The following is a 12,206-nucleotide window of genomic DNA, read 5'->3' as shown; positions in this document are numbered from 1 at the left end:
CCCAGAACTCCCCGGGCTCCTTGGGCTCCCGGCTCCTCGGGCTCCTTGGGCTCCTCCGGCTTCTCCCTAGGGTTTCATCGACCGGTAGTAGCGCCGGGCGCCCGCCTGCAGGGGCAGGGGGTCCGTGTAGATGGCGGTGCGCAGGTCCACCAGCTGGGCGGAGTGGACGTGGGCGCCGATGCCGTCCCGGCTCTTGATCACCGTACGGGTCACCCATTCGGTCAGCCGGGGGTCCATGTCCGAACGGGTCATCAGCAGGTTGGACACCGCGACCGTCGGCACCTGGGCGCCCTGCTGCACGGCCGGGTAGGCCGACTCGGGGATGTTGGTGGACCGGTAGTAGCGCGCCCCCTCGCCCGCGCCGTGCAACCGGGTGACGAGCCCGTCGTCGATCGGCACGAAGCGGAACGCGGCCTGCTCCGCCAGCGCGACCAGCCCCTTCGTGGGCAGGCCGCCCGACCAGAAGAAGGCGTCGATCTTCCTCTGCTGCAGCCGGCCGGGGCCCGTGTCGATGCCTTCCGACACCGGCGTGAGGTCCTTGCGCGGATCGATGCCGGCGGCCCGCAGCACACGGTCCGCGATCAGCCGCACCCCGGAGTCGGGCAGCCCGGTCGCCACGCGCTTGTGCCGCAGGTCCGCGACGCTCGTGATGTCCGAGTCGCGGCGCACGATGAGGTGCACGTAGTCGTCGTAGAGCCGGGCCACTCCGCGCAGCCGTCCGGCCCCGGTGCCGTTGCGCAGCCCGTACGCGGCCACGGCGTCGGCGGCGGCGATCGTGAAGTCGGCCTGCCCGGTCGCCACCCGCTGGATGTTCTCCTGCGAGCCGGCGCTGCGGAGCAGCTTCACCTTCAGGCCGGGCATGTCACGGCCCAGCTCGGTGCGCAGCCGCTCGCCGTACTCCTGGTAGACCCCGCGGGGCGTACCGGTGCTGAACACGATCGTCCCGCTCGGCGGCTTCTCGCCCAGCGGCAGCAGCCACCACAGCAGCAGCCCGAGGGTCACGACGCCGGCGGCCGCGCCCTGCAGCACCCGGCGCCTGCCGATCGGGGGGAACACCTTGGACATGCGGCGATCCTGCCAGGACACGCACGCCGCTGACCAGGGCCGGGGTCACCCTGCGGCGCACACGGCCGGGGTCACCCTGCGGCGCACGCGGCCGACGGTCCCCTGCGGCGGCCGCCGCGGCCGGAGGGCGTTGTCAGCGGCGGCCGTTACAGTCGCCGCATGAGCACTTCGCCCGCCGACCTCGTCCGTGAGTTCCACCGCGCCTTCGGCCTGGACGCCCGCAGCACGCCGACGGAGGTGGACCCCGATCTCGCCGCCCACCGGGCGCGACTGCTCGCGGAGGAGGCCGCGGAGGTGGCCGAGGTCGCCGTCGGAGGCCCGCTGGACCGGCTCGCGCACGAACTGGCCGACGTGGTCTACGTGGCGTACGGCACGGCCCTGGTCCACGGCATCGACCTGGACGAGGTGATCGCCGAGATACACCGCGCCAACATGAGCAAGCTCGGGCCCGGCGGGCAGGTCGCCCGCCGGGCCGACGGGAAGGTGCTCAAGGGGGAGCACTACCGGGCGCCGGACGTGTCGGCCGTCCTGCGTCGGCAGGGCTGGACGCCCGGCGGCGCGGCCTGACGACCGCGCGGGGTCCAGCGGCGACGGCGAGCCGCCGGCCGCAGGACGGCGGTTGCGCCGGACACCCCGGCGACCGGAGCCCCGCCGGGGTGTCCGGCGCCCAGCCTCACCGCAGACCGGTCCCGCCGAGGCGGGACAGCAGGTCCGCCAGCCGGGCGATGTCCTCGGGGGGCCAGGCGGAGCCGGCGAAGATCTCCTCGGCGGTCTCCTCGGCCGTCGCACGCATCTCCGCGAGCCGCTGCCGGCCCGTCCCCGTGAGCGACGCGTACGCCACCCGCGCGTCCCGGGCGTCCGGCTCACGGCTCACCAGCCCGATCCGCTCCAGCGGGGCCAGACCGCGCGTGACCCCGGAGGCGGTCAGTCCCAGCGCCTCGGCGAGATCCACCCGGCGCATCCGGCCGCCGGGCGCCTCCCCCAGCCGCAGCAGCAGGGTGAAGTCGGCGAGGCTGACGCCGTGCAGTCCGCCCAGCCTCGCGTCGAGGCGCCGTACGAGCGCCGCCTGGGCCCGTACCAGTCGCAGCGCGGCGTCCAGGGCCTCACTCATGACCGGCGTCCCTCCGCCATCCCTTGCCCTGTCCTTGAGTGCTCAAGTTCATGCGCCGTGGGACCGTGCGATGCGGCGCTGCCGCTTGCCCAGGGGCGCCTGGGACAGGTCCTCGGCGGTGCTGCGCAGATGCTTGAAGCCGTACCCGCGTTCGGTCAGCCACGCCTTCGCGGCCGCCTCGGCCCGTTCCGTCGCCTCGAGGATGTCCTCCTCCTTCTCGCCGGTGGCCAGGAAGCGGAAGGTGAAGGCGGGCCGGACGGCGATGTCGTGGGTGAGGGTGCCCTCGGGGGTGAAGGCGGCCCGCAGGACGTCGTGTTCGGCGGCGTCGGCGAGCAGCGCGGCGCGCTGCGCCTCGGTGAGGGCGTCGAAGGCGCCGCGGACGGTGACCCGGAAGGTTCGCGTACTCATTGCGCGACCTTAGACACAGCCGGGGAACGTCCTCCACCGGATTTCGCATCGCCCTCCGGCCGGGCCGGGGCGCGGGGGCGATGCTTGAGGCCGATGCCCGAGGCCGGGGTCGAGGCGGCCCGTGGCCCGGGGCCCGGAGCGGGTCCGCCCCGGAAGGCCGGCGGGCCGGTCCCGGCCGTGGCGCTGTGAGAGGTTGAGGTCATGACGAAGCACATCGCACTGCTGCGCGGGGTCAACGTCGGCGGCAGGACCAGGATCGCCATGAAGGACCTGCGCGACCTGTTCACCGGCATGGGCTTCGAGGCCGTCCGGACCTACCTGCAGAGCGGGAACGTGCTGTTCGACGCCCCCGGGCCCCGGCCCGCCGCCGCTCTCGCCGCCGCCGTCGAGAAGCGGATCGCCGACGACCTCGGTGTGTCCGTCACCGTGCTGCTGCGCACCGCCGAGTCCCTGGCCCGCACCGTCGCCCGGAACCCGTACCTCGCCCGCGAGGACGACCCGGCCAAGCTGCACGTCACCTTCCTCGCCCGGGAGCCGGCCGCCGAGCAGGCCGCCCGTCTGGAGACGCCGGCCGGCGAGACCGCCGTCTTCACCCTGGTCGGCGACGAGATCCACCTGCACGTCCCGGACGGCTACGGCAGGACCAAGCTCGACAACGCCTACATCGAGCGCCGCCTCGGCATCCCCGCCACCACCCGCAACTGGAGGACGGTCACCGCGCTGCACCGGCTGGCCGGGGAGGACTGAGCCGCCAGGAGACGGGGGAGACCGCCCATGTCCGGCGCCGCCCCGCGGAAGCCGTGGCGCGGGGCGGCGCCGGATCGCGTGGAGCCTTCCGCGGTCTAAGGCGTCACGCAGCCGATCGAGCCCACGGGAACGTCATTGCCGGTCGAGGTGGCCGTGAAGCCGAAGGTGGTGCTGCCGTCGGCCGGCACGACCCGGTTGTGGTCGACGCTGCGCACCGTGACCGTGCCGTCGTCGCCGGTGCTCAGCGCACCGTTCCACACACTGCTGATCCTGGTGCCCGCACCGGGCTTCCAGGCCACGGCCCAGCCGTCGAGCGCCGCGGTGCCGTGGTTCATCACCTCGACGGAGGCTTGGAAGCCGCCGTTCCAGGAGTTCACCACGGAGTACGCGGCCATGCAGGAACCGGTGTGCGGGTCGGTCGGCGTGGGGGTGGGGGTCGGCGTCGGCGAGCCGCCCGAGGTGCGGATGCCGGTCACCTCTCCGTGGCCGCCGTCGAAGACGATGTCGGAGCAGGAGAAGAAGTTCTCCTGGCTGTCCGAACGGACCCACTGGATGAACAGCAGGGCGTCACCGGAGCGGCCGGAGGGCAGCGGAAGGTTCCACTGGTAGTGGCCTCCCTCGGTGCCCGGCGAGCCCTGCTGCGGCGGATTGCTGACCGTCTGGATCAGATCGAGGTCGCTCCAGCGCAGCGCTGAGGCGGGCGACCAGCCGGGCTTGGTGAGATAGACGCGGAACTCACCCGGGTGGGCGGCCCAGTTGCTGTACTGCGCCTGGATCGTCGCCCCGCTGGTCAGATGGGTCCGCGGCCAGTCGGAGCGGGCCGCGTTGTAGGCGGAGAAGTCGTAGGGCGACCGGTCGCCGGCACTGCACAGGGTGCCGTCCGGCACATAGCCGGCCCCCCGCCCTCCGGCGCGGGAGTCGAGTACGGCGAACCAGTTGTACAACGCGTTCGGGCCGCTCTTGCCCAGCGCGTCCCGGCAGGCCGGGTTGGTCGGGTCCAGCGAGCCGGTCGCGGTGCGGGCGTCCAGGTAACACAGGTAGGTGCGGGAACCGGGCAGCATCGCCACCCCGTGCGCCTGCGCGCTGCCCTGCCCCAGGAGGGCCAGGCCGAGCGCTGCCGCGAGGGTGGACAGCACGGCTGCCACCGACAGGAGTCTGCTGCGTCGAGCCACGTTCTCTCCTTCCGAATCACGAACGCGAACCGGTGCGGGTCGATCGGACGGGCGGGACGATCGGACGGGCGGGACGCCCGAGCGGGCGCCGGTACGTCCGGCCGCGTGCGGGCCTGCCCGACACGCCGAGGGGTGCCGGATGGCATCCGGGGTCCGTCCGGTGTGCGGGGCCGGACGGGCTCCGGATGTCTCACGAGGCGGTGCAGGCGGCGCCGTTCAAGGTGAAGCCGGCGGGCCGGGTGAATGTGCCGCTGTAGGTGCCCTGGAAGCCGAAGGACACCTTGGCGCCCGGCGCGATCTGCGCGTTGTAGGCCAGGCTGCCCGCGGTGACGGCCCCCGACGACGGGGCCACGTCCGCGCCCCAGGCACTGGTGATCCGCTGCCCGGCGGGCAGGGTGAACGCCAGCTTCCAGCCGTTCACGGGGGAGGTGCCGGTGTTGGTGACGGTGACGTCGGCGGTGTAGCCGCCCTGCCAGACGTTGGCCGTGTACGCCACCGCGCAGGCCGAGGAGCCGCCGGGGTCACCGGAGGAGCCCGTGTCGACCGTCGAGGAGAAGGAGGTCACGGCGAGGCCCGTGCCGTTCTCCCAGGGCTCGAAACCGGCCTGCACGCTGGTCAGGTACCAGCTGTCCTGCGCCAGCCCGCGGGAGACGGCCTGCCGGACGAAGTCCATGACGTCGAAGCTCCAGCTGGTGATCGCCGAGGGCGCGACGAAGGACAGCACGTCGTTGGTGCCGTTGCTGCCCGCCCACACCTGCCACTGGCGCCCGGCCACGGTGGCGGTGCCGACCTGGGACCCCACGGGCTGGATGGGGCCGACCTTGTTGAACCAGATCATGATCTCGGTCCGGTTGACGCCGTCGGTGCGGGGCGTGGGGTCGAGCCAGATGTCGTACGCGGCGTCGTACACCGCGTTGCTCACATAGCTGTAGGAGATGCTGGTGGGCGCGCGGGAGATGGTGCTGAGCCGGGCCGGAAGGGCGGTGCCGGGCGAACAGTTGGTGTAGTGACAGCCGTTGTAGACGGACGGGTACGACTTCGGGGCGCCGTTCGTGGGCACCGAGCCGTCGGCCCGGCTGATGCGGAAGCCCGAGTCGGTGACGGTGACGCACTGCTCGTCGCTGGTGCCCCAGCGGTTGTTCTGGACGACGTAGCGGCCCTGGATCGTCGTCGACCCGTACGTTTCGCAGATCGTGGTGTCGGCGTGCGCCGCCGGAGCGGTGGTGAGCAGCGCGGCCAGCGAGACGAGCGAGGTGAGCAGCGCTCCGAGCAGGCCGCGCGCGGTGCGGGCGGGGTGGGGTGACGGTCGCATGCGGATCCTCTCCGAAGGGAGGGGGAGTGGTTGCGGGAGCCCTCTCGCCCACGGGGGTCGTGGGAGCGCTCCCATCTCCTCGGTCTGGCAGGGACTGTAGGGAAGGATCATGTTCCTGACAAGAGAAGGAACCGGACGCCTTCCGAGCGGTCGCGAACGTCCGGCTCGGTGCGTCCGGCGAGTCGGAGCACGATGCCCCTGCCCGGCGGCGACTGACGCTGGGAGCGCTCCCGAAACGGGTCCGGGCGACGACCGACGGCGGTCAGGCCGACTCGCGCACCACCAACTCGGTGCGCAGGATGACGTGACGCCACGCGACGGCCGGCTCCCGTATCTCCTCCAGGAGCAGCCGCACCATGGCCCGCCCGATCTCCTCCAGCGGCTGGCGGACCGTGGTCAGCGGCGGCTCCGTGCGCTGCGCCAGCGGGAAGTCGTCGAAGCCGATCACGGCGACGTCCTCGGGTACCCGCCGTCCCGCCGCCCGCAGCGCCTCCAGCGCCCCCGCGGCCGTGGTGTCCGACGCGGCCAGGACGCCGTCGATCTCCGGATGCCGGGCGAGGAGCTCGGTCATGGCGCGGCGTCCGCTCTCCGCGGTGAAGTCGCCCTCGGCGACCCGGAGCCGCTCGCCTTCCACGCCCGCCAGCGCCTCCCGGTAGCCGCGCAGCCGGCACTGGGCGACGTACATGTCGAGCGGTCCGGTGATGGTGGCGATGGCCCTGCGCCCCCGCGCCAGCAGGTGGGCGACGGCGTCACGGGCCCCTCCGACGTTGTCCGCGTCGACGTAGCTGACGTACTCGTCACCCGAGCGGCGTCCCAGCAGCACGGTCGGCAACCGGGCCTCGGCGAGCATGTCGGGCAGCGGGTCGCCGCCGTGCACGGACATCAGCAGAACACCGTCGACGCGGCCGCCGCGCGCGTACTCGAGGAAGCGCCGCCGCTCGGCGTCCGAGCGGACCAGGGTCAGCAGCAACTGCAGCCCGGTGTCCGCCAGTGCGTCCCCGAGCGAACGGACGATCTCGGAGAAGAAGGGCTCCGCGAACAGCCGCCAGTCCGGCTCCGTCATGACCAGGGCGACCGCGTCGGCGCGCCGCCCGGCCAGCGAACGGGCCGCGAGATTGGGCACGTAGCCCAGTTCCTCGATCGCCCGCTGGACGGCCCGGCGCGTGGACTCCTTCACACCCGCCGCGTTGTTGACGACGCGGGAGACCGTGCCCCGCCCCACCCCGGCGTGGGCGGCCACCTCCTCCAGCGTCGGCGTGCCAGGGCGTCGCCTGCCCATGACCACCTCCCCCACGAGATCACCGATCCTACGGGCCGCACCGGCCGGGCACACGGCCCGCTTCCCGGCACCGGAACGGCCTCCGCCCCGGCCGCACGACCGGATGCCGCCCGGCCGCACGACCGGCCGGCGGCAGCGTGGCGGGGCCCGGCGGACAGGCGGCCTCCCGTCCTCGCCGGTCCCTCCCGGGGCCCGTCCAGGGAGGCGGCCGAGGCGGCGGAGGCTGTCCGGCGGAGCGCCTACCCTTATGGCATGAGCAGCATCGACCGGAGCCAGCCTGTGGGCGTCACGCGAACATACGAGGTCCGCACCTACGGGTGCCAGATGAACGTCCACGACTCCGAGCGCTTGGCCGGACTGCTCGAGGAAGCCGGTTACGTACGGGCCCCCGAGGGATCGGACGGGGACGCGGACGTCGTCGTCTTCAACACCTGCGCGGTCCGGGAGAACGCCGACAACCGGCTGTACGGCAACCTCGGCCGGCTCGCGCCGAAGAAGGCCTCGCGCCCCGGGATGCAGATCGCCGTCGGCGGCTGCCTCGCGCAGAAGGACCGCGACACCATCGTGAAGAAGGCGCCCTGGGTGGACGTCGTCTTCGGCACGCACAACATCGGCAAGCTGCCCGTCCTGCTGGAGCGCGCCCGTGTGCAGGAGGAGGCGCAGGTCGAGATCGCCGAGTCCCTGGAGGCGTTCCCGTCCACGCTGCCGACCCGGCGCGAGAGCGCCTACGCGGCCTGGGTGTCGATCTCCGTCGGCTGCAACAACACCTGCACCTTCTGCATCGTCCCCGCCCTGCGCGGCAAGGAGAAGGACCGGCGGCCCGGCGACATCCTCGCCGAGGTGGAGGCGCTGGTCGCCGAGGGCGTGTCCGAGATCACGCTGCTCGGCCAGAACGTCAACGCCTACGGCTCCGACATCGGCGACCGCGAGGCCTTCAGCAAGCTGCTGCGCGCCTGCGGCAGGATCGAGGGCCTGGAGCGCGTCCGCTTCACCTCCCCGCACCCGCGCGACTTCACCGACGACGTCATCGCTGCCATGGCCGAGACCCCGAACGTGATGCCGCAGCTGCACATGCCGCTGCAGTCCGGTTCGGACACGGTGCTGAAGGCGATGCGCCGCTCGTACCGGCAGGAGCGCTACCTCGGCATCATCGAGAAGGTGCGGGCCGCCATCCCGCACGCCGCGATCACCACCGACATCATCGTGGGCTTCCCCGGCGAGACCGAGGAGGACTTCGAGCAGACGCTGCACGTCGTGCGGGAGGCCCGTTTCGCGCAGGCCTTCACCTTCCAGTACTCCAAGCGCCCCGGCACCCCCGCCGCGACCATGGAGAACCAGATCCCCAAGGAGGTAGTCCAGGCGCGCTACGAGCGTCTCGTCGCCCTCCAGGAGGAGATCTCCTGGGAGGAGAACAAGAAGCAGGTCGGCCGCACGCTGGAGCTGATGGTCGCCGAGGGCGAAGGCCGCAAGGACGGCGCCACCCACCGCCTGTCCGGCCGCGCCCCCGACAACCGCCTGGTGCACTTCACCAAGCCCGAGCAGCAGGTGCGCCCCGGCGACGTGGTCACGGTCGAGGTGACCTACGCCGCCCCGCACCACCTCCTCGCCGAGGGTCCCGTCCTCGACGTGCGGCGCACGCGTGCCGGCGACGCCTGGGAGAAGCGCAACGCCGCGGAGGCCGCCAAGCCGGCGGGCGTCATGCTCGGCCTGCCGAAGATCGGCGCGCCGGCCCCGCTCCCGGCCGTCGCGAGCGGCTGCGGCTGCGACTGACGACAACGTGGCCGGCGAGCTCCCCCGCCCAGCCGGCGGGCGGCGCCATGCCCGGCCTTCCCGAGGCCGGCCTCACCGGCGCTGGAGCCGCGACCGACAGGCACGTGATCCCGACGGGGCCGCCGAAGCCGCCGGAGGGCCGGGTGCGACGCGGCGGCCTCGGAGGGCGATGCGGCGCGTCGCTCACCGTGAGCCGGTGGACCGGTGGACCGGTGGACCGGTGGACCGGTGGACCGGTGGGCGCCCGGTCGGCGTCCGTCCCCGCTGCCGGCCGGGGCGCGCGGGCGCGGGCCGCGGCGGCCCGCGGGAGCGGTGCGGCCGAGCGGCTGCGCGGGCCGTCCCCCGCTGCGGTCGGCCGCCGCTGGGGTCGGCCGCCGTTCCGCGGTGCCGGTCCGGTCCGCTGCCGCGTTACGCTGCCGATCATGCTTGTCGCCGCCGCCGTCTGCCCCTGCCCGCCCCTGCTCGTGCCCGAGGTCGCCGCGGGCGCGGCACCCGAACTGGACGCCGCGCGCGCGGCCTGCGCGGACGCCCTCGGCGTGCTCGCCGCGGCCCGCCCCGACCTGCTGGTGGTCGTCGGCACCGCCGGGCAGGGCGGGCTCGGCCGGTACCCGCAGGGCGCGGCGGGGTCATTCCGCGGGTTCGGGGTCGACCTGGACGTGCGCCTCGGACCCGCGCGGCACCCGGTCGCCGCCGGACGGCGGCTGCCGCCTCCGCTCGCCGTCGCCGCCTGGCTGCTGGAGCGCAACGGCTGGGCGGATGCCCCGATCGAGGGACTCGGCGTCGACGCGTCGCTCCCGCCGGAGGAGTGTCTCTCAGCGGGACGCGAGCTGGGCGCCCGGTCCGACCGGGTGGCGCTGCTGGTCATGGGGGACGCCAGTGCCTGCCGCACCCTGAAGGCGCCGGGGTACCTCGACGAGCGGGCGGCGCCGTTCGACGCCGAGGTCGCCCGGGCGCTCGGCGCGGCGGACCTCGCGGCCCTCCGGGCACTGGACCCCGGACTGGCCCGTGAACTGAAGGCGTCCGGCCGCGCCCCCTGGCAGCTCCTGGCCGGAGCCGCCGAGGACGCCGGCCTCACCGGCGCCCTGCTGTACGAGGACGCGCCCTACGGAGTGGGCTACCTGGTCGCGACCTGGTCCTGACGTCCCCGGCCGGCCCCCGGTCGGCCATGGCCGGCGCACCCGCGCGGCGTCGCGGCCGGCGGCGCTTCCGCGCGGGCGTGCCGCCGTACCCGCGGCGAGCGGGAAGAGGGTCGCGGGCGGCGCGGCTGCTCATCCCGCCGACCGCGCCCCCGCCGCATCCGCCCGCGTCACGACGGCGGACGGCCGGGAGCGCTTGCGCTCCACGGCCGTCTCCACGGCCGTCCCTCCGCCTGCCGCCGGCACCGGCCGCCGCCCGGCGTCGCGGCTGTCCGGCGTCGGGGCTGTCCGGCGTCGCGGCTGTCCGGCGTCGCGGCTGTCCGGCGATGCCGAGCCCGCCGCTCGCCGAGCCCGGCGGTGCCACCACAACCCGCACGCCGGAGCGGCGGTTGCGCCGCGCGGAGCCTCGACCGTCCGCAAGGCCCCGCTCACGAGACCGGCGGCGGGCCCTCCGGGTGGGCCGGGGGCCTCGGGGCGGACGGCGTGGACGGTGTGTCCGGGCCGCCGCGGCTGTGGGCGAGCCGGTCCATCGCTTCCTTGGCCCTGCCCGTACCCGCGTGGATCTTGTCGCTGTACTTGCCCTTGGTCCGCTCGTCGACGACCTTCGCGGCCCTGTCGATGCCGTGCTGCACCTTGTCCCCGTGCCGGCGCGCGAGGGACGCCGCCTTGTCCTTGGCCGGTCCGAGCCTGCCCTTCATCTTGTCCATCAGATGCATGGTCCACCTTCCCTCACCGGGTGCGTCACGAGGCGGGGTCACCTGCGGGCGCCCTCACCTGTCCCGCTGTCCGCGGCCTTGTCGCCGGCCTGGTCCGCGGTCTCCCCGGCGGACTGCTGCCGGGGGATCCCGGCACCGTCGGCCGCCTGGTCCGCGGCCGTGTCCGGCCGTACGGACCCCTCCGCGGCCCCGGCCCCGGCCGGGGCCGGCGCCTCCGCCTGCTCCTCTTCCTCCTCCGCCTCGGCCCCGCCCGGCTCCGCGCCGACCCGGGTCTGCGCGGAGGACGCCTCCCGGGTCGCCTTCGACCTGCCGAGAAGTCGTGCAAACACGCCCATGTCCACTCCATACGGTACTCATGCGGGCGAATTCCCGCGTCATCCGGTGTGTGGGGTGGCGCCGACCGGGCCGCCGTCTCCGGCGGCCGGGCGGACGGCACCTCGTCACGGGCAACGACCCGGGCCGCACACCGTCACCTAACTCGTTCGAGAGCCCGCCAGGAGGTTTGCGAGACTGGTGCAGTGAGCAGTGCACCCCCCGCCCCCCGCGTCATCGCCGTCGTCGGACCCACCGCGGCCGGAAAGTCCGATCTCGGCGTGTTCCTGGCCCAGCAGCTCGGCGGTGAGGTGGTCAACGCCGACTCCATGCAGCTGTACCGAGGGATGGACATCGGTACCGCCAAGCTGACGCCGGAGGAGCGCGGCGGCGTCCCGCACCACCTGCTGGACATCTGGGACGTGACGGTCACCGCCTCGGTCGCCGAGTACCAGAGGCTGGCGCGCGCGCGGATCGACGCGCTGCTCGAGCAGGGCCGCTGGCCGATCCTGGTCGGCGGCTCCGGCCTGTACATCCGCGGAGCCGTCGACAACCTGGAGTTCCCCGGCACCGACCCCGAGGTCCGCGCCCGGCTGGAGGAGGAGCTGACGCTGCGCGGTCCCGGCGCGCTGCACGCGCGCCTGGCCGCCACCGACCCGGAGGCCGCCCGCGCCATCCTGCCCAGCAACGGCCGCCGTATCGTCCGGGCGCTGGAAGTGATCGAGATCACCGGCCAGCCCTTCACCGCAAACCTGCCGGGTCACGACTCCGTCTACGACACCGTCCAGATCGGCGTCGACGTCGCCCGTCCGGAGCTGGACGACCGCATCGCGCGGCGCGTCGACCGGATGTGGGAGGCGGGTCTCGTGGACGAGGTGCGCGCACTGGAGGCGCAGGGCCTGCGCGAGGGGCGCACGGCGTCGCGCGCGCTCGGCTACCAGCAGATCCTCGCGGCGCTCGCGGGGGAGTGCACCGAAGCGGAAGCGCGCGCCGAGACCGTCCGTGCGACCAAGCGCTTCGCGCGCCGTCAGGATGCGTGGTTCAGGCGCGATCCCCGGGTGCACTGGTTGAGTGGGGGCGCCGCGGACCGTGCGGAACTTCCGCAGCAGGCCCTCGCGTTGGTCGAACGACCGGTTACAGCCTGATCACGTCATGGCATCGGGACGCGCCGCCGGTCA

The 12,206-nt window shown here is 74.0% G+C and carries 13 protein-coding genes; 5 read left to right on the top strand and 8 right to left on the bottom strand.

Annotated features, from left to right (window positions below):
* Positions 1–66 precede the first annotated feature (66 nt).
* Positions 67–1,065, bottom strand: coding sequence for a TAXI family TRAP transporter solute-binding subunit (locus ABZ261_RS15260; RefSeq protein ID WP_356859195.1), 999 nt, complete (start codon positions 1,063–1,065; stop codon positions 67–69).
* Positions 1,066–1,224: 159 nt separating this feature from the next.
* Here ABZ261_RS15260 and ABZ261_RS15255 point away from each other — a divergent pair, with 159 nt between their 5' ends.
* A complete protein-coding gene (locus ABZ261_RS15255) occupies positions 1,225–1,632 on the top strand; it encodes a MazG nucleotide pyrophosphohydrolase domain-containing protein (RefSeq protein ID WP_356859193.1) in 408 nt (135 codons plus the stop codon).
* 106 nt (positions 1,633–1,738) lie between these two features.
* Here ABZ261_RS15255 and ABZ261_RS15250 read toward each other — a convergent pair whose 3' ends face one another.
* Together ABZ261_RS15250 and ABZ261_RS15245 are read right to left on the bottom strand one after the other, a co-directional pair.
* Positions 1,739–2,176: a MarR family transcriptional regulator gene (locus tag ABZ261_RS15250; protein WP_356859191.1), complete on the bottom strand. Its 438-nt coding sequence runs from the start codon at positions 2,174–2,176 to the stop codon at positions 1,739–1,741.
* Between the two features lie 48 nt (positions 2,177–2,224).
* Complete coding sequence (locus tag ABZ261_RS15245; RefSeq protein WP_356859189.1) at positions 2,225–2,584, bottom strand: DUF6204 family protein; 360 nt, start codon at positions 2,582–2,584, stop codon at positions 2,225–2,227.
* 201 nt (positions 2,585–2,785) lie between these two features.
* Between ABZ261_RS15245 and ABZ261_RS15240 the strand changes: the two genes are divergently transcribed.
* Positions 2,786–3,331: a DUF1697 domain-containing protein gene (locus tag ABZ261_RS15240; protein ID WP_356859187.1), complete on the top strand. Its 546-nt coding sequence runs from the start codon at positions 2,786–2,788 to the stop codon at positions 3,329–3,331.
* Between the two features lie 95 nt (positions 3,332–3,426).
* Here ABZ261_RS15240 and ABZ261_RS15235 read toward each other — a convergent pair whose 3' ends face one another.
* From ABZ261_RS15235 to ABZ261_RS15225, 3 genes are all read right to left on the bottom strand, one after another.
* A complete protein-coding gene (locus tag ABZ261_RS15235; protein ID WP_356859185.1) occupies positions 3,427–4,503 on the bottom strand; it encodes a lytic polysaccharide monooxygenase in 1,077 nt (358 codons plus the stop codon).
* 190 nt (positions 4,504–4,693) lie between these two features.
* On the bottom strand, positions 4,694–5,815 hold the full coding sequence (locus ABZ261_RS15230) for a cellulose binding domain-containing protein (protein WP_356859183.1): 1,122 nt from the start codon (positions 5,813–5,815) through the stop codon (positions 4,694–4,696).
* Positions 5,816–6,077: 262 nt separating this feature from the next.
* On the bottom strand, positions 6,078–7,094 hold the full coding sequence (locus ABZ261_RS15225; RefSeq protein ID WP_356859182.1) for a LacI family DNA-binding transcriptional regulator: 1,017 nt from the start codon (positions 7,092–7,094) through the stop codon (positions 6,078–6,080).
* 252 nt (positions 7,095–7,346) lie between these two features.
* Here ABZ261_RS15225 and miaB point away from each other — a divergent pair, with 252 nt between their 5' ends.
* The gene (gene miaB / locus ABZ261_RS15220) at positions 7,347–8,864 is read left to right on the top strand and encodes a tRNA (N6-isopentenyl adenosine(37)-C2)-methylthiotransferase MiaB (RefSeq protein ID WP_356859180.1); all 1,518 of its coding nucleotides are present in this window, start codon (positions 7,347–7,349) and stop codon (positions 8,862–8,864) included.
* Between the two features lie 422 nt (positions 8,865–9,286).
* On the top strand, positions 9,287–10,003 hold the full coding sequence (locus ABZ261_RS15215; protein WP_356859178.1) for a class III extradiol dioxygenase subunit B-like domain-containing protein: 717 nt from the start codon (positions 9,287–9,289) through the stop codon (positions 10,001–10,003).
* Between the two features lie 425 nt (positions 10,004–10,428).
* Here the strand turns inward: ABZ261_RS15215 and ABZ261_RS15210 are convergent, their stop codons facing one another.
* Positions 10,429–10,716 carry an antitoxin gene (locus tag ABZ261_RS15210; protein ID WP_356859176.1) on the bottom strand — a complete coding sequence of 96 codons (288 nt, stop codon included), beginning with the start codon at positions 10,714–10,716 and terminating at the stop codon, positions 10,429–10,431.
* A 38-nt stretch (positions 10,717–10,754) separates the two neighbouring features.
* Complete coding sequence (locus ABZ261_RS15205) at positions 10,755–11,051, bottom strand: hypothetical protein (protein ID WP_356859174.1); 297 nt, start codon at positions 11,049–11,051, stop codon at positions 10,755–10,757.
* 183 nt (positions 11,052–11,234) lie between these two features.
* Between ABZ261_RS15205 and miaA the strand changes: the two genes are divergently transcribed.
* Positions 11,235–12,173, top strand: a complete 939-nt coding sequence (miaA, locus tag ABZ261_RS15200; RefSeq protein WP_356859172.1) for a tRNA (adenosine(37)-N6)-dimethylallyltransferase MiaA — start codon at positions 11,235–11,237, stop codon at positions 12,171–12,173.
* Positions 12,174–12,206 lie beyond the last annotated feature (33 nt).

The sequence above is a fragment of the Streptomyces sp. NPDC006193 genome (assembly GCF_040613915.1).
Classification (GTDB): Bacteria; Actinomycetota; Actinomycetes; order Streptomycetales; family Streptomycetaceae; genus Streptomyces.
Note: the sequence above shows the minus strand (reverse complement) of the source record. Positions and strands in the feature narration are given on the sequence as shown.